The sequence below is a fragment of the Sphingomonas sp. genome (assembly GCF_017304615.1).
Classification (GTDB): domain Bacteria; phylum Pseudomonadota; class Alphaproteobacteria; order Sphingomonadales; family Sphingomonadaceae; genus Sphingomonas.
In genome coordinates, this window is sequence record NZ_JAFKLZ010000001.1 from 999,700 (window position 1) to 1,019,361 (window position 19,662).

Sequence of the window (19,662 nt, forward strand, 5' to 3'; positions counted from 1 at the left end):
CTAACGCCGCCGCGCCAGCGACAGTTTCGGAACCGCCCCGCCCTCCAGCGCCGCGCCGCGCCCGCTGAGCGACGGATTGGTCATGAAATAGCGATGGAGGTTGAAGGGCTTGGCACCCGATTCGAGCCGATCATAGCTGCCGTCGGGGTTGAGCGCCCAGCTTTGCTCGGTGTCGATCAGGTTCGCGACCATGACCTGGTCGAGGATCTGATCGTGGACGGTCGGGTTGAGGATCGGCAGCATGTATTCGACGCGCCGGTCGAAATTGCGCGGCATCCAGTCGGCGGACGAAATGTAAATCTTCGCGCCGTCATTGGGCAACGCCTTGCCGTTGCCGAAGCACCAAATGCGGCTGTGTTCGAGGAAGCGGCCGACGACCGACTTCACCCGGATATTCTCCGACATGCCCGGCACCCCGGGGCGTAGGCAACAGATACCACGGATGATCAGGTCGATCTCCACGCCGGCGTTCGATGCTTCGTACAGTTTCTCGATAATGGCGGGATCGACCACCGAATTCATCTTTGCCCAGATCGCGGCGGGCTTGCCCTCATTCGCGTTGGCTATCTCGGCGTCGATCAGCGCGGTCAGCCGCCGGCGCAGGTCGCGCGGCGAAATGCCGACATATTTCAGCGTCGGTTCGACATAGCCGGTCACGTAGTTGAAGATCTGCGCGGCGTCGCGGCCGATGTCGGGATCGGCGGTGAAGAAGCTGAGGTCGGTATAGATGCGCGCGGTGATCGGGTGGTAATTACCCGTCCCGAAATGGCAGTAGGTGCGATATTCCCCGCCCTCGCGCCGAACCACCATCGACACCTTGGCGTGGGTCTTCCAGTCGAAGAAGCCATAGACGACCTGCACCCCGGCGCGTTCGAGCGCGGAGGCCCAGAGGAGGTTCTGCTCCTCGTCGAAGCGCGCCTTCAACTCGACCACCGCCGTCACCGACTTGCCCGATTCGGCAGCGGCGATCAGGGCATTGATGACCGCCGATTGTTTGCCCGCGCGGTACAGCGTCTGCTTGATCGCGACGACATCGGGGTCGGCGGCGGCTTGCTTGAGGAATTCGATCACCACTTCGAACGTCTCGTAGGGGTGATGGACGACGATGTCCTTGGCCTTGATCGCCGCGAAGCAATCGCCGCCGAACTCGCGGATGCGTTCGGGGAAGCGGGGGGCGAACGGCACGAACTTCAGGTCGGGCCGGTTCTCGTCGATGATCGCTTCGAGATCGTGAACGCCCAGGAACGCGCCGCTTTCGGTGACGAACGCATCACCGCCCGCCAGTTCGTCGCGCAACACCGCGCCGAGCGCCTCGGGCATCCCCGATTCGAGCTCCAGCCGGATCACCCTGCCCCGCCGCCGCCGCTTGATCGCATTGGCGAAGTAGCGCACCAGGTCCTCCGCCTCCTCCTCGATCTCGATGTCGCTGTCACGCAGTACGCGGAACTCGGCGGCGCCAGCGACGGCGTAGCCGGGGAAGATGATCGACGAGAATCGCTTCACCAGCGATTCGACCGCGACGTAGCGCGCCGGTTCACCGGGCAAGCGGACGAAACGCGCCATCGGCGCGGGCAGCATCACGAGTTCGCGGATTTCCTCGCCGTCCGACCCACGGATCAGGTCGAAGATCACCGCGAGCCCCTTGTTGGGCATGAACGGAAACGGGTGCGCCGGATCAAGTGCTTGTGGGGTCAGGATGGGGAAGATCTGATCACGGAAATGGCTTTCGAGCCACGCGGCGTCTTCCGCGCTGACCGCTTCGTCGATCTGGCGCGAACCGAGGACGTGGATGCCGACCTCCGCCAGATCGCGGCGCAAGTCGCGCCAGACGCTGCGCTGGTCCTCGACCAGGGTATCCGCGCTGGCGATGATCGCGGCGAGCTGTTCGCGCGTTGTCAGCCCGTCGGCCGATCGCCGGTCCACGTCCTGCTTCTGCTGGCCCATCAGCCCCGCGACGCGGACCATGAAGAATTCGTCGAGGTTCGACCCCGAAATCGACAGGAAGCGGACGCGTTCCAGCAAGGGATGCGCGGGGTTGCACGCCTCCTCCAGCACGCGGCGATTGAACGCCAGCCAGCTCAGTTCGCGGTTGAAATAGCGCTCCCCGCTATCGACGTGGTCGAACTCCTCGTCGTCGTTGGCGAGACGAGCGATATGCGCGGGCCGGCTCATGGGTCATCCTGTGTGGGCGGCAGGGCGATGATTCCCGCCGCCGCCAATGTGGCGCGTGCGCGCGGAATCGACAAGCGCTTACGGCGCTCGAGCACGTCCTGATCGAGGACGTCGACGGCGCGTTCCACCGCGACGAAACTCCGTTCGAGGCGCGTGATCAACCAGTCGATCAGGTCGGGCCGCGCATCGAGGTGGCGGCGCAGGAACTGGCGTTCGAGTAACGAGCGCATCAGATCGTCGTCGGGCGGACCTATTAGCGCCACCGGGCTGGCGGCGAGACGCGAGCGGAGATCGGGCAGCGTGACCCTCCACTCGGGCGGCGCGCTTTCGGCGACGAACAGTTGCGGCCGGCGATCCGCCTGCGCGGCGTTCCAGGCGTGGAACAGGTCCTTTTCCGCGCGGCGATCGGCATCGTCGATGAACGTGCCGCCGCTCCGGCTCGCGAACACACGCGCCAGCAGGCTGCGCCCCGACTTGCGTGGACCGACCAGCAACGCGGTCATCACCGGCCAGGTCGCCCAGCGTTCGAGCAAGTGAAAGGCGTGCGCGTTCGACGCCGTCACCAGGAATTCGTCATCGCCGGGACCGGGCGGCCAGGCCAGCGGCAGGCCGAGCTGGCTCATTCGCCCGGCGCTGGCTCCGCGCGGCGGATGCGGAGCGTGGTGCCGTTTCGCCCGACCTGGAACCCGCGCGACTGGAGCGAGGTCCGCAGCACTTCCGGATCCCCGTTATAGTTGAGCCGCATCACCGACACACCGCCGATCGCCATGCTGGTCGTCGTCGCGCCGCTTACGCCGGGCACGCCGCGCACGCTCGCCTCGATCGAGGAGACCGAAGCGGCCGTCGGCGTGTCGAACTGGATCGTGAACGACGCGCCGCTCGCGACCGGCGTCTCGGTGGTGATGACGGTGTCGGACGGCGTGTCGGTCGCTTCCGGCGTCGCGGTCGGCGTCGGCATCGGCGGTGGGATATAGGCGAGGCTGGGATCGTACGCGATCGTACCGCTCTTCAGCGCGTCCTGATAGATCGTGTCGATCCGCTTGACCCCGGCGTCGAGCAACGCGGATAGCCCGTCCTCGCTTTCGACGCGCAACGTAAAACGCGCGATCAACCGGTTGTCGGCGCCATACCGGGCCTCGAACACACCGACGACGGGACCGCCGGGCCATTGCCGCGTCAGCGTGACGACCGGCGTCAGGACGTCGGACGCGGCATATTGATCGAGCACGCTTCGCCACCAGCCGCGGTCGCGCCGTCCGATCTGCCCTTCGTTGAGCAGCAGCGAATCGGGACCTGTGCCGGTCGGACGGACGTAATCGACCGTGCTGTCGCCTGCGCGGAAGCGCACCCAGGCGTCGGTCCAGGCGGTCTTCTGTTCGAACGAGACGCCCGCGCCGCCCGACCATTGGATCGGGATCAGCACCATCGGCGACGATCGCGTTCCCTCTCCGCCCACGCCGAGAATGCCGCCGATCTTGCCGCGGCTGAACTGCACGCCCAGCCGCGCGATGTAACGATTGGGGCCGATCTGCTCATTCTCGACGACGATCGCGGTCACCATCGAATCGAGCACGCTGTCCGACGGCACGCCGCCCCCGACGCCCATCTTCTTGGCGAGCATCTGATAGCCCTTGCGCTGCGCGACTCGCCAGCCGGCATAGCGCGCCGCTTCCGCATTGGGGCCGGTCACGTCGACCATCACGCCGTCGATCTGATAGGTGCCCGATGCGTCGAACGGCGCGTTGGTGTCGATCGTATCGCTCGGTGTCGATTGCGCCGCGACCATTCCGGCCGCTCCGGCAAGCGCGAGAGCCGCGACGACGGCGGAAGCGTGGAATAAACGGGCGCGGAGCATGTTGGGCGCCCTTTTGGCGAAGCAGGCGTGGAAATCCAAGCGTGTTGTCGCTAGTCGCCGTCGCATGAGCGAGACCGACCGCCGCAACAGCCCCTACACCTATGCCGATGCCGGCGTGTCCATCGAAGCCGGCAACGCGCTGGTCCGCGCGATCGGCCCGCTCGCCAAGGCAACACGACGACCGGGGGCCGATGCCGATCTCGGCGGGTTCGGCGGCTTTTTCGACCTGAAGGCTGCCGGGTTCGTCGATCCCCTGCTCGTCGCGGCGAATGATGGGGTCGGCACCAAGCTGAAACTCGCGATTGACAGCGGGAGGCACGACGGGGTCGGAATCGACTTGGTCGCGATGTGCGTCAACGACCTTATCGTCCAGGGCGCGGAGCCTTTGTTCTTCCTCGACTACTACGCGACCGGGAAGCTCGACAACGATGTTGCGACCCGCGTCGTGGCGGGGATCGCCGAGGGGTGTCGCATCGCCGGTTGCGCGTTGATTGGCGGCGAGACGGCGGAAATGCCGGGCATGTACGCGGCGGGCGACTACGACCTTGCCGGTTTCTGCGTCGGGGCGGTCGAGCGCGACCGCGTGCTGACGGGGAAGGATATTGCGGCGGGCGATGTCGTGCTGGGGCTGGCGTCGTCTGGGGTGCATTCGAACGGCTATTCGCTCGTGCGGCGGCTGGCTACGGACAATGGCTGGAAGCTCGACCGCCCGGCCCTGTTCGATGCCGATGTGCTGTTGATCGACGCGCTGATGGCCCCGACGCAGATATATGTGAATAGTTTGCTGCCGCTCATTGCCGAAGGGCTAATCAAGGGGCTGGCGCACATCACTGGCGGTGGGCTGCTCGAGAATATCCCGCGCGTCTTGCCCGAGGGCGCGCATGCCAGGATCGACGCCGACGCATGGCCGCAGCCGCGGCTGATGGCGTTCCTGCAGGCGCAGGGCGCGATCGAACCCGAGGAAATGGCGCGGACGTTCAATTGCGGTGTCGGCATGGCGGTGGTCGTCGCGGCGGACCAGGCCGACGCGGTGACGGCCGCGCTCGCCGATGCGGGTGAGACTGCGCTTCGCATCGGCGAGATCGTCGCGGGTCAGCGCGGTTGTACGGTGTTCGGATCGGCCGAAACGTGGAGCGCGCGCGCCGACTGGTCCGCCACGCACAATGCCTGAACGGGTTGGGCCCAAACGCGTCGGCATCCTGATTTCGGGCCGCGGATCGAACATGATGGCGCTCGTCGAGGCGGCGGGCGACGCCTATGAGGTTGCGGTCGTCGCGTCGGACAAGCCCGAAGCGCCCGGCCTGACCTGGGCGCTCGAACACGGCATCCCGATCTTCGCGCTTTCGCCCAAGGGCATCGGCAAGCCCGCCTACGAAGCCGCGCTGACCGCCGCCTTGCGCGAGGCGGGTGTCGAGATCGTGGCGCTCGCAGGTTATATGCGATTGCTGTCCGATGAGTTCGTCGCCGACTGGCGCGGGCGGATCGTCAATATCCACCCCTCCTTGCTGCCCAAATATAAGGGCCTCGACACGCACCAGCGCGCGATCGACGCGGGCGACGCCGAAGCGGGCTGCTCGGTTCATGTCGTCACCGAGGAACTCGACGCCGGCGAGTTGCTCGGCCAGGCGCGCGTGCCGATCCTGCCCGGCGACGACGCCGACACGGTGGCCGCACGCGTCCTCGCCGAGGAGCATCGCCTTTATCCGCGCGTTCTGGCAGAATTCGCGGCGCGATGAGCCCCGATTACGAGTCCGACCTCGCCCGCGTCCGCGCGATCTGCATGGCCTATCCCGAGGCCGCCGAGAAACTCTCGCACGGCTCCCCCGCCTTCTTCATCGAGAAGGGCAAGGCGTATGCCTATGTCTGGCACAACCACCACAACGATGGGCACACCGCGGTGATGGTCAAGACGTCTGGGCGTGAGGAACAGGCAATGCTGGTCGAGATGGACCCCGATTTATATCACGTGCCCCCGTATCTCGGCCCCGGTGGCTGGGTCGGCATGGAACTGAACGGCTACGCGACCGACTGGGACCGGATCGAGGACCGCATCGCGATAAGCTGGGAAATGGTCGCGCCGCGGCGCTTGCTGGAGGCCTGCGGACGATGAGCGAGCAGGATAAGATCGATGTCGCGCCGACCGAGGCGGTGGCCAAGGCGGAAGCGGCTGCCACGCGCCGCCGCTGGATCAACCTGGGCGAGTTCGTCGCGGTCGCCGGGCTCCTGATTGCGGCCGTCAGCCTCTGGATGACGTGGCACGATCGGAAGACGGATGAGGCCGATAAACAGGCGGAGAAGCAGGCCGAGGCTAGCGACAAGGCGCGTTACGAGGTCAAGGCTGTGGTCGCCGACAACAACGACCTGCTGATCGTGCGAGATGACCGGCACGATCTGGGCGACATACAGGTCGTATTTCCCACGGCGCTCGGCGTCGCGCCGCAGACCAGTTCGGGACAGACGATATCCGAACGCTGGTTCAAGAGCGCACTGCTCAAGGCCACGGATGGCGGCCCGGACTATCAGGAGGGCAAACTGCCCGTGCTACTGACCGTGAATTATATGGACGATGACCAGCAGCGTTCGACGACCGGCGTGTACGACATCGTGTGGCGGACGAAGGGCGGCGGGCTGCCGCTGGAAGGCCGGTCGCTCAAGGTGATAGGCCTGCGCCTTCACGAACGCAGCGGATCGCAAAAGCGCCTGGATGCGCTGTGGACGGTGAGGCCGGCGGGCTAGCCGCCGGCCTCGGCACCTCAGCCGACGATTTCTTCCGGCTTGAAGAAGTAGGCGATCTCGATCGCGGCATTCTCGTCCGAGTCCGAACCGTGGACCGAATTCGCTTCGATCGATTCGGCCAGTTCCTTGCGGATCGTGCCGGGTTCGGCGTTCGCCGGGTTGGTCGCGCCCATGATGTCACGGTTGCGCTTCACGGCTTCCTCGCCCTCAAGCACCTGCACCACGACCGGGCCGGAGATCATGAATTCGACCAGCTCGCCGAAGAAGGGGCGCTCCTTGTGGACCGCGTAGAAGCCCTCGGCCTGTTCGCGGGTCATGTGGATGCGCTTCGACGCGACGACGCGCAGCCCGGCTTCCTCCAGCATCTTGGTGACCGCGCCGGTCAGGTTGCGGCGGGTGGCGTCGGGCTTGATGATCGAAAACGTGCGGTTGGCGGCCATGGCGGTCGCTCGCTCCTTTTTTTGCTGAGACTGTGGAAAACTGCGCGCCCTCTAGTCAGGCTGGGCGAAAGGCGCAAGCCTAGGTGGCCTGCTCCCACTTCCCGGCGTCGTCCTGCTTCCAGTAGCGCCGCTCGACACCGTCGCGGTCGGCGAGCGCTTTCCATGCCAATCGCGCCTCGGCGATGCGCTCGGCGTCGAAGAAGTGGAAGGCGCGGTCGAACCCTAGTGCCGCGTCGCGCCATTCGCCGTCGACCAGCGCGATGTTCGCCGCTTCATTGGCCGGCGCAACATCGGCGGCGATCAGCACCGGTTGCGATCCATCGTCACCGCCGCCCGCCTGGCCATGCGGCAGGAAGCTGTCCGGCGAATAGCTCCACAACAGCTTGTCGATCGCGCCGCGCTGCGCGGCATCGGCGCTGACGATCAGTAGACGCCCCCCGCCCGCTACCACCCGCTGCGCGATGCTGGGCAGCGCGCGTTCCAACGGAGTGACGGTCAGGTGGTAGAAATCGACCTGCATTACTTCTCGAAATTGTCCGCGACGAAGCGGTCGAGCAAGCGCACGCCATAGCCCGTTGCGCCCTTGTCGTGGCTTGCCCCGGGCTTGTCGGCCCACACCATCCCGGCAATGTCGAGGTGCGCCCATTTGACGCCCGGATCGACGAAGCGGCCGATGAATTGCGCCGCGGTGATCGACCCCGCGCCGCGCGGTCCGACATTCTTCATGTCGGCGATCGGGCTGTCGATCAGCTTGTTGTAGGCGTCCGACATGGGGAAGCGCCACAACAGGTCGCCTGACGCCTTGCCTGCAGCGAGCAATTCATCGGCAAGCCCGTCGTCGTTCGAAAACAGCCCGCCATGCTCGCTGCCCAGGCTGATGATCATAGCGCCCGTCAGCGTCGCGAGATCGACGATCACCTTGGGATGATGCGTCTTCTGCACCCAGGTCACGCAATCGCACAGCACCAGCCGCCCTTCGGCATCGGTGTTGAGCACCTCGATCGTCTGGCCCGACATGCTGGTCAGAATGTCGCCGGGACGAATGGCGTTGCCGTCGGGCATATTCTCGACCAACCCACACACGCCGATCACATTCGCTTTCGCCTTACGCGTGGCTAGCGCCTTCATCGCGCCGACAACGGCGCCGGCGCCGCCCATGTCCCATTTCATGTCCTCCATGCCCGCGCCGGGCTTGAGGCTGATGCCGCCGGTGTCGAAGGTTACGCCCTTGCCGACGAGGGCGAGGTCGGGATCACCCGCGCCCTTTCCGCTCCATTTGAGCGCGAGCAACCGGCCTTCGCGCGCCGATCCCTGTGCGACGCCGAGAAGCGCGCCCATGCCGAGTTTGCCCATCTCGTCGGGGCCGAGCACGGTGATTTCGAGGCCGAGGCCCTCCACCGACGCCTTGACGCGGTCGACGAAGCTCGCGGGATAGATGACGTTCGGCGGTTCCGACACGAGCGTTCGCGTCAAATCGAGGCCGGTCGTCACCGCATCCTGGTCGACCCAGGCGGCGTCGGTACCGTCGGGCGCGCCAGCAATCGTGACTTCGGCGAGTTGCGGCTTCTGCTTTTCCGGCAGCTTGGTGCGATACGTGTCGATGCGCCAGCCGCGCTGCACGATCGCACCGGCGAACCCGGCGGCGGCGGCGGGCGATGGTTTGGCGCCCGACAGATCGACCGACGCGCTTTTCGCGTTGGTGAGCAGCCGCGCGGTGACCGCACCTCCGGCCTTTTCCCAATCGGCATCATTATTGTCACCGACGCCGACCAGCAAGGTGCGCTGAACGGCGTCGCCGTCCCCGACGAACGCTTCCACCAGCCCTCCGGCCTCGCCGTCGAATTTCGCGGACGACGCTGCGGCGGCGAGCGTCGGCTTGCCCGCACGCCCATCGATCGCCGCGTCGAGCGTTCCCTTCGCGACGGGCAGCACGAGCGCGTCGGTAACGGACGGAAGGGCAGCGAATTCGATCTTCATGGGGAACCAAACCTCAATCAATAAGCGCTAATCGGCGCTGGACGCGCCTCTCTAGGCCGCTATTGGCGCACAGGCAAAGCGCCGATTGCGGTTGTGCGGCGGCGGTGCGATACGGTCGACAGGCACGCTCCGTTCAGGGCGGGCGGCCGCGAAAAGGGTGTTTGGTGAACTTCACGCGTTCCGCTTTCCTGACCGGCCCTGCGGCGCTGTTCACGCTGGCGATGGTGAGCCCGGCGGGCGCGCAGGACTTGCAGGATCGCGCGACGACGCCCCCGCCACCGCTCGAAACTCCGGGGCCGTCCGATCCCGACCAAGTGCAGTTTTCCTCTGGAACGCTCGAATACGACCAGGATGCCGACACTGTCACCGCTAAAGGCGACGTGCGCATGTATCGCGAGGGCAACAAGCTGCGCGCCGATCAGGTCGTGTGGGACCGCAAGACCGGAAAAGTCGTCGCGACCGGCAACATTGCGGTGACCAACCCGCAGGGCGATGTCGCTTATGGCGACCGGATCGACCTTACCGACTCGCTGAAGGACGGCGTGGTCGAAAACATGCTGGTCGTGCTCGAACAGGGCGGAAGACTGGCGGCGGTCAAGGGCATCCGCGACGCGGACGGCGTCATCACGCTGCGCACCGCAGCCTATACGCCCTGCTCGGTGACCGATTCGAACGGCTGTCCCAAGAATCCGTCGTGGAAAATCACGGCCGTAAAGGTCGTCTATCGTCCCGATCGCGACCTCATCTATTTTACACGCGCACGGTTCCACCTGTTCGGGTTCGCCACGATTCCTCTGCCCAAGCTGTCCACGCCGGTCGGCGACGGCGCCTATTCCGGCGTGTTGAGTCCGGAAATCCGGTACAGCCGAACCAACGGGTTCGAAGTGGCGGCGCCCTATTACATCCGCCTCGCGCCGAACCGCGCGCTGACCGTGACGCCGCACCTCTACAGCAGCGTCGCACCGATGGTGAAGGCGCAGTACGACGCGTTGACGACCAAGGGCGCCTATAAGATCGCCGGCTACGCGACGGTATCGCCCAAGATCGATTTTCTGTCGACGATGCCCAACGTGACGAAAAGCGCGTTTCGCGGCTATATCGACGCGGTCGCGAGGTTTCAGCTCGATCCCAACTGGTCGGTTTCCGGATCGCTGCGCGTGACGACCGACCGCACATTCCTGCGCCGTTACGATATTTCAGGCGACGACCGGCTGCGTTCGACGATCAGCCTCGAGCGGATCGACGCCAACAGCTATTTCGGGATCACCGGCTGGGCGACTCAGACGCTGCGGCTCGGCGACCGGCAGGGTCTGCAGCCGATCGCGCTGCCCGAAATCGACTATCGCCGCCGGATCGACGACGTCGCAGGCGGTCGCGTCGCGCTCCAGCTCAACACGCTGGCAATCACGCGCACCGCCGGCCAGGATACGCAGCGCGCCTTCGCCAGCGCCCGGTGGGATTTGCGCCGCCTGACGCCCTGGGGGCAGGAAGTCACGCTGACGGCCTTTGCGCGCGGCGATGTCTATAACGCGGACGACATCATGGCGACGACGGTCGCCAGCTATCGCGGCAAAAGCGGCGTGCATGCCCGCGGCATCGCCGCATTGGCGCTCGACGTGAAATGGCCGTTCGTCGGTGCGGCTCTGGGCGGCACTCAGCGCATCACGCCGCGCTTTCAGATCGTCGCGTCGCCGCCATCGGGCAATCTTTCGGTTCCCAACGAGGACGCCCGCGCGGTCGATCTGGAGGATTCGAACCTGTTCGCGCTCAATCGCTTCCCTGGTTACGACCGGTGGGAAGATTCGACGCGCTTCACGCTGGGCGTCGATTATGCGCTCGATCTGCCGGGCGTCGCGATCAACGCGACGGTTGGCGAAAGCTACCGGCTGTCGAGCAAGCCGACCATTTTCCCCGATGGAACGGGCCTGAGCGGTCGTTGGTCGGACATTGTCGGGCGGACGGAAGTTCGGGTTCGCGACTTCGTGTCGTTCGTCCACCGCTACCGGTTGGACAAAGACAATCTCGCCGTCCGGCGCAACGAAATCGACATGACCGTCGGATCGAAGAAAACCTATCTGCTGCTCGGTTATCTCCGCCTCAACCGCAACATCGCGCCGACCCTCGAGGATCTGCGTGACCGCGAGGAGGCGCGCGTTGGCGGCCGCGTCGCCTTCGCCAAGTTCTGGTCGATCTTCGGATCGGCGACGATCGACCTGACCGATCGGGCCGAAGACCCGGCGTCGCTGTCCGACGGATTCGATCCCGTGCGCCACCGGCTCGGCGTGCAATATGAGGACGATTGCCTCCGCCTGGGCGTGACATGGCGGCGCGATTATCAGACGACCGGCGACGCAAAGCGCGGCAACAGCTTCCTGTTGACGCTGGCGTTCAGGAATTTGGGTCGCTAAGCAACCGTTCATCCGAATTTGGGCAAGCGCGCGAGGGTTTGAGTGTTTCCCGCGTGTTCATGGGGTTTCTGACTAAGTGACAATTCTCTCGACGTCGTCGCGTTTCGTGCGCGCCATTGCCGGAACCACCATGCTTGCGGTCACTGGTGCCGCGCTCGCGCAGACTGTTCCGGATTCGACTGTGCCCGAAACCGGGCTCGACATTCCGAGCAATCTCCAGATCTTCGGCAAGATCGATCCGAACGTCCGCAAGCCGACCGCGATCGTCAACGGCACCGTCATCACCGGCACCGACGTCGACCAGCGCATGGCGCTGATCGTCGCGGCCAATCAGTTCCAGCTGAAGCCCGAAGAGGCGAACCAGCTTCGCCTCACGGTGTTGCGCGGGTTGATCGACGAGGCGCTGCAGATCCAGCAGGCCAAGACCGAGGACATTACGATCACGTCGGACGAACTCGACCAGGCCTTCGCCAAGGTCGCGACCAATTTCGGCAAGACACCCGCGGAGTTCGGCCCCTATCTGCGCTCGGTCGGCTCCTCGGCGCGTTCGATCCGCAGGCAGATCGAGGGCGAACTGGCGTGGCAGCGTTACCTGCGCCGCACGGTCGAACCGCGGATCAACGTCAGCGACGAAGAAGTGAAAAAGGTTCTCGACGCGATGAACGCGGCCAAGGGAACGCCCGAATTCAACCTGCGCGAAATCTACGTTTCGGCGACCCCCGATCGTGCGGGGGCCGTCGTCGCGGCGCTGCGCCAGGCGATGGAAGACATGAAGAACGGCAAGGCGCCGTTCGATTATTACGCACGGACCATGTCCGAAGCGACCACGTCGAAGAATGGCGGAGCGCTCGGCTGGGTCCGCGCGGCTGCGCTGCCGACCGAACTTGCGGTCGCTGCCGGTGAAATGCAGGTCGGTCAGCTATCTGGACCAATCCCCGTTCCCGGCGGATTTTCGGTCCTCTATCTGGAGGACAAGCGGACGGTTCTGGGTAACGATCCACGCGCCGCGAAATTGAGCCTGAAGCAAATCAAGGTGGCCTTTCCCGCCGGCACCACGCAGGAACAGACGCAGGAGCGCGCCGCGGCGTTCGCCAAGACGCTGCAAGGCATCAACGGCTGCGGCAGCGTGGCGAAGGCCGCCGCCGACATCGGCGCGGAAGTGGTCGACAATGACCAGCTGACCGTGCGGGACTTGCCGCCGGCCCTGCAGGAGATGGTCCTCAAGATGCAGGTCGGCCAGGCGACGCCGCCGTTCGGGTCGCCCACCGAGGGCATCAGCGCCCTGGTGCTGTGCGGCGTGACCGAAGCGACCAACAACCTGCCGAGCGCCGGGCAGCTGCAATATCAGATGGAGCAGCAGCGCGTGAATTTGCGCGCGCAGAAGATCCTTCGCGATCTGCGGCGCGACGCGATCATCGAATATCGCTGACCGAGGTCGCGGCGTGACACTCCCCTCCCCGCTGGCGGTCGCGATGGGCGACCCGGCGGGGATCGGCCCCGAAATACTGGCCAAGGCATGGTCGCGGCGTGGCGAGGAGCGACTCGCGCCGTTCTTCGCGGTCGGCGACGGCCGGGCGATCGCACGGGTGTGGGACGGCCCGGTCGCGCGGATCGGCGCGCCGGATGAGGCCGTGGCGGTATTCGGCGACGCATTGCCCCTCCTGACGGTCGAATGCGCTGGCGAGATCGAGACGGGTCAGCCGACGCTGGAGGGAGCGCGGTGCGCGCTTCACGCGCTGGAACTGGCAACGGGCCTGACAAGCGCTGGTGCCGCAGCCGCTCTGGTCACGGGGCCGGTGTCGAAGGCCCAGATGTATCAGATCGGTTTCACGCATCCCGGCCAGACCGAATTCGTCGCCGAACGCGTGGGTGTCGCGGCCAGCGCGACGGTGATGATGCTCGCCGGGCCGACGCTCCGGGTCGTACCGGTCACCACTCACGTCCCGCTGGCCAAGGTGCCGGGGTTGCTGACGCCCTCCTTGCTGATTGCCAAGGCCCGCGTGACGGCGCGCGCCTTGGCGCGGGATTTCGGCATCGCCAGCCCGCGCCTCGCCTTTGCCGGGCTCAACCCGCATGCTGGCGAGCAGGGCGCGATCGGGCGCGAGGAAATCGAGATCATCGCGCCGGCGATCGAGGCGCTTCGGGCCGAAGGAATCGACGCGACGGGACCGCTTGCCGCCGACACCATGTTCCACGGCCGGGCGCGTGCGACCTATGACGCGGCGATCTGCTGCTATCACGACCAGGCGCTGGTGCCACTCAAGACGCTGCATTTCGATGAGGGCGTCAATATCACGCTCGGGCTGCCGATCGTCCGCACCTCGCCCGACCACGGCACCGCGTTCGGCATCGCCGGGCAGGACCGCGCCGAGCCGGGGGCGATGATTGCCGCTATCCGACTTGCCGCCGACGCCGCTCGTCGCCGCGCCGACGCGCTCGCGACCGCGTGAACCCCGTCGACCTGCCGCCGCTGCGCGAGGTCATCGCGCGGCATGGGCTGTCGGCGTCGAAGGCGCTGGGGCAGAATTTCCTGTTCGATGGTCAGTTGCTCGCGCGGATCGCCGCGATTCCAGGCGATCTGGTAGGAGCCGAGGTGCTGGAAATCGGCCCCGGACCGGGCGGCCTGACTCGCGCGTTGCTCGCGGCTGGGGCGAAGGTTGTAGCCATCGAGCGCGACAGGCGCTGCATGCCGCCGCTCGCCGAACTTGGCGAGGCTTATCCGGGCAGGCTGGAGGTGATCGAGGGCGACGCGCTGGAAATCGACGCCCCCACGCTGTTCGCCGGCCAGCCGCATATCGTCGCCAACCTGCCCTATAATGTCGGCACCGCGTTGCTGGTCCGCTGGCTGTCCGCCGACTGGCAGCCATGGTGGCGGAGCCTGACGCTGATGTTCCAGCGCGAAGTCGCCGACCGGATTGTGGCGGCGCCGGGTAGCGACGCTTATGGTCGTCTCTCGGTGCTGGGGCAGTGGCGATCGACCGCCAGGATCGCGATGACCGTGCATCGATCCGCCTTCACGCCGCCGCCCAAGGTGATGTCGGCGGTGGTCCACATCGTGCCGACCGAGCCGCCCGAAGGCGTCGCGTTCGCCACGCTGGAGCGTCTCACCGCCGCAGCGTTCGGCCAGCGCCGCAAGATGCTGCGACAGAGCCTGAAGGGTGTGCCCGGTGCGGTGGAGGCGCTCGCGGGGATCGGTATCGACCCGGCACGCCGGGCGGAAACGGTGTCGGTCGCGGAATTCGTAGCGCTGGCGCGCGCGCTTACTTAGTCGCTTCGGGAGCTTCCGGCACCTTGGCCGCGGGTTCCGCGCTTGGCGGCGGACCCTTGGCGATCGTCGCGGTGAGCGACGCGGCGTCGGGGCACGCTTTCTTGCCGCACAGGGTCTTGATCCTGGCGAGGTTCTCGCGCGCCGGGCCCATCGCGCCTTTCGCGACCAAGGCTTCGCCCTGTCCACGTAGCGCTGCGGGATCGTTGGGTTCGATCAGCAACGCCTCGCGATACAGCCGGATCGCCTTGCCGGGCAGTTGCTGGTGCTCGGCGACGCTGGCGAGTTCGATGAAGGCGGCATGGTTGCGCGGATCGACCGCCAGCGCGGACTCGATCAGGTCGGTCGCCTCGTCGAGCTTGCCCGCCGCCGCGGCCGCGCGACCTTGCGCAAGCAGTGCCATCGACCGGGCGTCGACCGGGGCATCAGCGTTCTGCGCGCTCAGCGAGGTCGAGACGCTCAGCGCCGCAAAACCTAGGGCGAGTGCGGCGGGGAACAGGCGCATTATCGTCTCCGGGCGGGGCACAATGTCAGGCGGCTAGCATGGCCGGGTCAGCCGCGCGACAAAAAAGCCATCGGTGCGATCATGCAGCGGTGTCAGCCGACGGCCGGGAGTCCGCTCTCGGCCGAAGGGCATGGGCTGTTCGGCGGTCCAGCCGGGATGGTCGGCAAGGAACCGCGCCGCCTGCCCCGCCCCTTCCTCATCGAGCAGCGAACAGACGATATACACCAGCGCGCCGCCGGGCTTCACCAACGGGGCGGCGATGTCGAGCAGCCGCCGCTGCGTCGCGACCAGCCGGTCGATCCGCGCCGGAGTCAGCCGCCATCGCGCTTCCGGATTGCGCCGCCACGTGCCGGTGCCGGAGCAAGGCGCGTCGATCAGGACCACGTCGGCGCGGTCCTTCCAGTCGGCCAGCGCATCGCTTTCGCGATTGGGATCGAGCAACCGCGTCTCGACGATCGACGCACCGGCGCGTTCGGCGCGGGGGGCGAGGCGTGACAGGCGATTGCGGTCGGTGTCGCTCGCCAGAATCGCGCCGCGATTGTCCATTGCCGCGGCGAGCGCCAGCGTTTTGCCTCCCGCGCCCGCGCAAAGATCGATCACAGCCATGTCAGGTTGAGCGCTCGCGGCGAGCGTCACCATCTGGCTGCCCGCATCCTGTACCTCGACTAGCCCGCTGCGGAACGCCTCGGTCGCTTCGATTGACGTCCCGGAGGGCAAGCGTAACGCATCGGGAAGGTCGGCGATCGGTTCCGCGCCCAGATCGGCGAACAATGTACCTCGATTGCCCTTCAATCGGTTGACCCGGACATCGAGCGGCGCGCGAGCGACGAGTGCCGCGGCTTCCGCAGGGTCTATGTCCGACGCCCTGAAGCGTTTGCCGATCCACGCCGGGGCGGTCCCGGCCTTGGCGGCGGGTTCGTCGGGCGTGATCGGAGCAGGGCCGTGCGTCGAGCCGTCGAACGCGGCGGCGAACGTCTCATCATCCCGCGCCAGTCCGACCATTGCCGCGCGGCCATTCTCCGGTGCTTCTCCGGCACGGCGGATCGCGGCGTAAACCAGTTCGCGCACCGCGCGGCGATCCTTCGACCCGGCATAGCGGCGCTCGGCGAAATACCGTGCGATCAGCGTATCCGCCGCCGCCCCGCCCTCGCGCGCGGCCGCGATGATCGCATCGAGCAACTCGATCGCAGCCTGGACACGCGCGCCCGGTGTCATCGGGTCGGGTAATTCGGCGCCTCGCGCGTGATCGTCACGTCATGGACATGGCTTTCGCTCAAGCCCGCGCCGGTGATCTGCACGAACTGGGCGCGCGCCTGCAAATCGGGGATGGTGCGCGATCCGGTATAGCCCATCGCGGCGCGGATGCCGCCGACGAGCTGGTGGATGACGTCCCTGGCCGGTCCCTTGAACGCGACCTGGCCCTCGATGCCTTCCGGCACCAATTTCATCTGGTCCTTGATGTCGCCCTGGAAATAGCGATCGGCGGAACCGCGGCCCATCGCGCCGACGCTGCCCATACCGCGATACGATTTGTAGGCGCGGCCCTGATACAGGAACGTCTCGCCCGGCGCTTCCTCGGTCCCGGCGAGCAGCGAGCCGATCATGCAGGTCGACGCGCCCGCCGCCAGCGCCTTGGCCATGTCGCCCGACGTGCGGATGCCGCCATCGGCGATCACCGGGATGTTCGACTTGGCCGCTTCCTCGGCGCAGTCGATCACGGCGGTAAGCTGCGGCACGCCGACCCCCGCAACGACGCGGGTGGTGCATATCGATCCGGGTCCGATCCCGACCTTGATCCCGTCCGCGCCCGCGCCGATCAGCGCCTTGGCGGCTTCGGCGGTCGCGATGTTGCCGGCGATGACCTGGACCGAATTGCTGAGTTTCTTCACGCGTTCCACGGCGCGAGCGACGTCACGATTGTGGCCGTGCGCGGTGTCGATCACGACCAGATCGACTTCGGCATCGACCAAAGCCTCGGTACGTTCGAAGCCCTTATCGCCTACCGTCGTCGCCGCCGCGACGCGCAACCGCCCCGCCGGATCCTTGGTCGCATCGGGATAGTTCACCGCCTTTTCGATGTCCTTGACGGTGATCAGCCCGACGCAGCGATAGTCCTCATCGACCACCAGCAGCTTCTCGATCCGGCGCTGGTGCAGCAACGATCGCGCCTGTTCGTGCCCGACGCCGACCGAAGCCGTGGCGAGGTTGTCCCTGGTCATCAATTCGCTGACGGGCTGGCTCGGATTGCCGGCGAAGCGCACGTCGCGGTTGGTCAGGATGCCGACCAGCTTGCCTGATGCCTCGGTTACCGGAATGCCGCTGATCTTGTTGTGCGCCATCAGCGCCTGCGCCTCGGCGAGCGTCGCGGTCGGCGCGATCGTGATCGGATTGACCACCATGCCGCTCTCGTAGCGCTTCACTGCGCGGACGGCAGCGACCTGTTCTTCGACCGACAGGTTGCGGTGGAGCACGCCGATCCCACCGAGTTGCGCCATGACGATCGCCATGTCGGCCTCGGTAACGGTGTCCATCGCCGACGAAATGACGGGAATCGCCAGCGAAATATCGCGCGTCAGATGCGTCTGGGTCTGTGCTTCGCTCGGCAGGACTTCGGATTCCGCCGGGACCAGCAGAACGTCGTCAAAGGTCAGGCCGAGCCGGATGTCCATGGGGATGCGCCAATCTGTCGAATCAAAGGTTGGCGGGCCATGTAATCAAGACGGGTGACTCGCGCCAGTCCGCCCGGCCGCCAACGTCGCATTTCGCTATAACGCGCCCGTGGTTCTGCTAGAGTACGGCCACAACGATCCGGGGGAGTATGATGGGCGTGGTAATTGCTGGGCTGCTGCTGGTCCTGGTGCTGATGTTCATGCTCAGCAGCGTCAAGGTGGTGCGCCAGGGTTATCAATATACGATCGAACGCTTCGGCAAGCTGACCAACGTCGCGCAGCCTGGTTTGACCATCATCGTCCCGTTCTTCGACCGGATCGGCCGTCGCGTGAACATGATGGAGCAAGTGCTCGACATTCCCGGGCAGGAGATCATCACCAAGGACAATGCGATGGTCGCGGTCGACGGCGTCGTGTTCTTCCAAGTGCTCGACGCGGCCAAGGCGGCATATGAGGTGAGCGACCTTTACGTCGCGATCATGCAGCTCGCGACCACCAATCTGCGCACCGTGATGGGGTCGATGGACCTCGACGAATTGCTGTCCAAGCGTGACGAGATCAACGGGCGCTTGCTGGCGGTCGTCGATCACGCGACCGAGGCGTGGGGCGTCAAGATCACGCGCGTCGAATTGAAGGACATCCGCCCGCCCGCCGACATCGTCAACGCAATGACTCGGCAGATGAAGGCCGAGCGCGAGAAGCGCGCGACGATCCTAGAATCCGAGGCCGCGCGACAGAACGAGATCAACCGCGCCGAAGGGCAGAAACAGGCACAGATCCTCGAGGCCGAGGGCCGCCGCGAAGCCGCGTTCCGCGACGCGGAGGCGCGCGAACGCGCTGCTCAAGCCGAGGCGACCGCGACCAAGTTGGTGTCGGACGCGATCGAGGCGGGTTCGAGCCAGTCGCTCAATTATTTCATCGCCCAGAAATATGTCGAGGCGGTCAGCCAGTTCGCCAACTCGCCCAATGCCAAGACGATCCTGTTCCCGGTCGAAGCGACGCAATTGATCGGCACGCTGGGTGGGATCGGTGAGCTTGCCAAGAGCGCGCTGGGCAGTGATGGCGGTCTGCCTGGCAACGTCACCGTGCCGCGCACGCGGAGTCCGCAATGACGATCTTCGGCATCGACTTCAGCATGGGCGCGCTGTGGCTCGCGGCGGCATTGGTGCTGGCGATCCTGGAAGTGGTCGCGCCGGGCTTCTTCATGATCTTCCTGGCGCTCGGCGCAGCGATCACCGGGTTCGTGATGCTGATCGCTCCTGGCTTGCACTTGATCGTGCAGGCTTTGCTGTTCGCGCTGTTCACCGCCGGCGCCGTCGCGCTGGGGCGGCGCTGGTATCACCGCAGTCCGTCGACCGTTGGCCCGCCGGGGATGAACGACCGTACCGCGAACCTGATCGGCCGCGTCGTGGAAGTATGCGAACCGATCGTGGGTGGCGAGGGCCGGGTAAAGGTCGGCGACGGCGCCTGGGCCGCGAAGGGTGCCGACATGCCCGCCGGTGCGCGCGTGAAGATCACGGGCGCAGCCGGGAGCGTGTTGCTGGTGGAGCCGCTGGCTTAGGCTCAGCACATTCCACGAAATGCGCTCCGGCGAAGGCCGGAGCGTTGGCAATATGGCGCTTCGATCGCCGGCTC

19 protein-coding genes are annotated in these 19,662 nt (G+C 66.2%); 10 read left to right on the plus strand and 9 right to left on the minus strand.

The genetic code is table 11. The features are described 5' to 3' along the window. From J0J06_RS05030 to J0J06_RS05040, 3 genes are read right to left on the minus strand one after another with little or no spacing between them, the layout of a single operon-like run. Window positions 1–2,172 carry an RNA degradosome polyphosphate kinase gene (locus J0J06_RS05030; protein ID WP_294040235.1) on the minus strand — a complete coding sequence of 724 codons (2,172 nt, stop codon included), beginning with the start codon at window positions 2,170–2,172 and terminating at the stop codon, window positions 1–3. Beyond that, on the minus strand, window positions 2,169–2,795 hold the full coding sequence (locus tag J0J06_RS05035; protein WP_294040236.1) for a chromosomal replication initiator DnaA: 627 nt from the start codon (window positions 2,793–2,795) through the stop codon (window positions 2,169–2,171). The genes J0J06_RS05030 and J0J06_RS05035 overlap by 4 nt, the downstream gene beginning before the upstream one ends. Beyond that, on the minus strand, window positions 2,792–4,027 hold the full coding sequence (locus J0J06_RS05040; protein WP_294040237.1) for a heavy-metal-associated domain-containing protein: 1,236 nt from the start codon (window positions 4,025–4,027) through the stop codon (window positions 2,792–2,794). The genes J0J06_RS05035 and J0J06_RS05040 overlap by 4 nt, the downstream gene beginning before the upstream one ends. Window positions 4,028–4,091: 64 nt before the next feature. Here J0J06_RS05040 and purM point away from each other — a divergent pair, with 64 nt between their 5' ends. From purM to J0J06_RS05060, 4 genes are read left to right on the plus strand one after another with little or no spacing between them, the layout of a single operon-like run. Next, window positions 4,092–5,198 (plus strand): phosphoribosylformylglycinamidine cyclo-ligase, encoded by a 1,107-nt coding sequence (gene purM, locus J0J06_RS05045; protein ID WP_294040238.1) that lies wholly within the window; start codon window positions 4,092–4,094, stop codon window positions 5,196–5,198. Further along, a complete protein-coding gene (gene purN, locus J0J06_RS05050; protein ID WP_294040239.1) occupies window positions 5,191–5,763 on the plus strand; it encodes a phosphoribosylglycinamide formyltransferase in 573 nt (190 codons plus the stop codon). Before purM ends, purN begins: the two co-directional genes overlap by 8 nt. Beyond that, window positions 5,760–6,137, plus strand: a complete 378-nt coding sequence (locus J0J06_RS05055; RefSeq protein WP_294040240.1) for an MmcQ/YjbR family DNA-binding protein — start codon at window positions 5,760–5,762, stop codon at window positions 6,135–6,137. The genes purN and J0J06_RS05055 overlap by 4 nt, the downstream gene beginning before the upstream one ends. Continuing rightward, window positions 6,134–6,763, plus strand: a complete 630-nt coding sequence (locus J0J06_RS05060) for a hypothetical protein (RefSeq protein ID WP_294040241.1) — start codon at window positions 6,134–6,136, stop codon at window positions 6,761–6,763. The genes J0J06_RS05055 and J0J06_RS05060 overlap by 4 nt, the downstream gene beginning before the upstream one ends. Before the next feature lie 17 nt (window positions 6,764–6,780). Here J0J06_RS05060 and ndk read toward each other — a convergent pair whose 3' ends face one another. From ndk to J0J06_RS05075, 3 genes are all read right to left on the minus strand, one after another. Then, a complete protein-coding gene (ndk, locus tag J0J06_RS05065; protein WP_294040242.1) occupies window positions 6,781–7,203 on the minus strand; it encodes a nucleoside-diphosphate kinase in 423 nt (140 codons plus the stop codon). Between the two features lie 79 nt (window positions 7,204–7,282). Then, window positions 7,283–7,723, minus strand: a complete 441-nt coding sequence (locus J0J06_RS05070; protein WP_294040243.1) for a DNA polymerase III subunit chi — start codon at window positions 7,721–7,723, stop codon at window positions 7,283–7,285. Continuing rightward, complete coding sequence (locus J0J06_RS05075; protein WP_294040244.1) at window positions 7,723–9,180, minus strand: leucyl aminopeptidase; 1,458 nt, start codon at window positions 9,178–9,180, stop codon at window positions 7,723–7,725. Before J0J06_RS05075 ends, J0J06_RS05070 begins: the two co-directional genes overlap by 1 nt. A gap of 221 nt (window positions 9,181–9,401) precedes the next feature. Here J0J06_RS05075 and lptD point away from each other — a divergent pair, with 221 nt between their 5' ends. The 4 genes from lptD (at window position 9,402) to rsmA (ending at window position 14,856) form a co-directional block, all read left to right on the plus strand. Next, on the plus strand, window positions 9,402–11,588 hold the full coding sequence (lptD, locus tag J0J06_RS05080; RefSeq protein WP_294040839.1) for an LPS assembly protein LptD: 2,187 nt from the start codon (window positions 9,402–9,404) through the stop codon (window positions 11,586–11,588). Window positions 11,589–11,664: 76 nt separating this feature from the next. After that, entirely contained in the window at window positions 11,665–13,017 is a 1,353-nt protein-coding gene (locus tag J0J06_RS05085; protein WP_294040245.1) for a peptidylprolyl isomerase, read from the plus strand. Window positions 13,018–13,030: 13 nt separating this feature from the next. Next, window positions 13,031–14,038 (plus strand): 4-hydroxythreonine-4-phosphate dehydrogenase PdxA, encoded by a 1,008-nt coding sequence (gene pdxA / locus J0J06_RS05090; RefSeq protein WP_294040246.1) that lies wholly within the window; start codon window positions 13,031–13,033, stop codon window positions 14,036–14,038. After that, window positions 14,035–14,856: a 16S rRNA (adenine(1518)-N(6)/adenine(1519)-N(6))-dimethyltransferase RsmA gene (gene rsmA, locus J0J06_RS05095; protein ID WP_294040247.1), complete on the plus strand. Its 822-nt coding sequence runs from the start codon at window positions 14,035–14,037 to the stop codon at window positions 14,854–14,856. The genes pdxA and rsmA overlap by 4 nt, the downstream gene beginning before the upstream one ends. On the opposite strand, the gene J0J06_RS05100 is transcribed toward rsmA, so the two are convergent. Genes J0J06_RS05100 through guaB form a run of 3 tightly spaced genes read right to left on the minus strand, consistent with a single transcriptional unit; the run spans window position 14,849 to window position 18,027 of the window. After that, window positions 14,849–15,358 carry a tetratricopeptide repeat protein gene (locus J0J06_RS05100; RefSeq protein WP_294040248.1) on the minus strand — a complete coding sequence of 170 codons (510 nt, stop codon included), beginning with the start codon at window positions 15,356–15,358 and terminating at the stop codon, window positions 14,849–14,851. The two genes, rsmA and J0J06_RS05100, sit on opposite strands and share 8 nt — an antisense overlap. Window positions 15,359–15,391: 33 nt before the next feature. Further along, window positions 15,392–16,573, minus strand: a complete 1,182-nt coding sequence (locus J0J06_RS05105; protein WP_294040249.1) for an RsmB/NOP family class I SAM-dependent RNA methyltransferase — start codon at window positions 16,571–16,573, stop codon at window positions 15,392–15,394. Next, the gene (guaB, locus tag J0J06_RS05110; RefSeq protein WP_294040250.1) at window positions 16,570–18,027 is read right to left on the minus strand and encodes an IMP dehydrogenase; all 1,458 of its coding nucleotides are present in this window, start codon (window positions 18,025–18,027) and stop codon (window positions 16,570–16,572) included. Before guaB ends, J0J06_RS05105 begins: the two co-directional genes overlap by 4 nt. A gap of 152 nt (window positions 18,028–18,179) precedes the next feature. Here guaB and J0J06_RS05115 point away from each other — a divergent pair, with 152 nt between their 5' ends. Further along, window positions 18,180–19,139, plus strand: a complete 960-nt coding sequence (locus tag J0J06_RS05115; protein WP_294040840.1) for an SPFH domain-containing protein — start codon at window positions 18,180–18,182, stop codon at window positions 19,137–19,139. Then, window positions 19,136–19,588 carry an NfeD family protein gene (locus tag J0J06_RS05120; RefSeq protein ID WP_294040251.1) on the plus strand — a complete coding sequence of 151 codons (453 nt, stop codon included), beginning with the start codon at window positions 19,136–19,138 and terminating at the stop codon, window positions 19,586–19,588. Before J0J06_RS05115 ends, J0J06_RS05120 begins: the two co-directional genes overlap by 4 nt. The last annotated feature ends 74 nt before the right edge of the window (window positions 19,589–19,662 follow it).

What these genes read in the sequence shown, in the direction of transcription:
- J0J06_RS05030 (WP_294040235.1), bottom strand. Translation starts at nt 2,172, where the DNA reads ATGAGCCGGCCCGCGCATATCGCTCGTCTCGCCAACGACGACGAGGAG.
- purN (WP_294040239.1), top strand. Translation starts at nt 5,191, where the DNA reads ATGCCTGAACGGGTTGGGCCCAAACGCGTCGGCATCCTGATTTCGGGC.
- J0J06_RS05055 (WP_294040240.1), top strand. Translation starts at nt 5,760, where the DNA reads ATGAGCCCCGATTACGAGTCCGACCTCGCCCGCGTCCGCGCGATCTGC.
- purM (WP_294040238.1), top strand. Translation starts at nt 4,092, where the DNA reads ATGAGCGAGACCGACCGCCGCAACAGCCCCTACACCTATGCCGATGCC.
- J0J06_RS05120 (WP_294040251.1), top strand. Translation starts at nt 19,136, where the DNA reads ATGACGATCTTCGGCATCGACTTCAGCATGGGCGCGCTGTGGCTCGCG.
- lptD (WP_294040839.1), top strand. Translation starts at nt 9,402, where the DNA reads ATGGTGAGCCCGGCGGGCGCGCAGGACTTGCAGGATCGCGCGACGACG.
- ndk (WP_294040242.1), bottom strand. Translation starts at nt 7,203, where the DNA reads ATGGCCGCCAACCGCACGTTTTCGATCATCAAGCCCGACGCCACCCGC.
- J0J06_RS05100 (WP_294040248.1), bottom strand. Translation starts at nt 15,358, where the DNA reads ATGCGCCTGTTCCCCGCCGCACTCGCCCTAGGTTTTGCGGCGCTGAGC.
- J0J06_RS05070 (WP_294040243.1), bottom strand. Translation starts at nt 7,723, where the DNA reads ATGCAGGTCGATTTCTACCACCTGACCGTCACTCCGTTGGAACGCGCG.
- J0J06_RS05075 (WP_294040244.1), bottom strand. Translation starts at nt 9,180, where the DNA reads ATGAAGATCGAATTCGCTGCCCTTCCGTCCGTTACCGACGCGCTCGTG.
- J0J06_RS05060 (WP_294040241.1), top strand. Translation starts at nt 6,134, where the DNA reads ATGAGCGAGCAGGATAAGATCGATGTCGCGCCGACCGAGGCGGTGGCC.
- J0J06_RS05035 (WP_294040236.1), bottom strand. Translation starts at nt 2,795, where the DNA reads ATGAGCCAGCTCGGCCTGCCGCTGGCCTGGCCGCCCGGTCCCGGCGAT.
- J0J06_RS05105 (WP_294040249.1), bottom strand. Translation starts at nt 16,573, where the DNA reads ATGACACCGGGCGCGCGTGTCCAGGCTGCGATCGAGTTGCTCGATGCG.
- guaB (WP_294040250.1), bottom strand. Translation starts at nt 18,027, where the DNA reads ATGGACATCCGGCTCGGCCTGACCTTTGACGACGTTCTGCTGGTCCCG.
- J0J06_RS05040 (WP_294040237.1), bottom strand. Translation starts at nt 4,027, where the DNA reads ATGCTCCGCGCCCGTTTATTCCACGCTTCCGCCGTCGTCGCGGCTCTC.
- J0J06_RS05115 (WP_294040840.1), top strand. Translation starts at nt 18,180, where the DNA reads ATGGGCGTGGTAATTGCTGGGCTGCTGCTGGTCCTGGTGCTGATGTTC.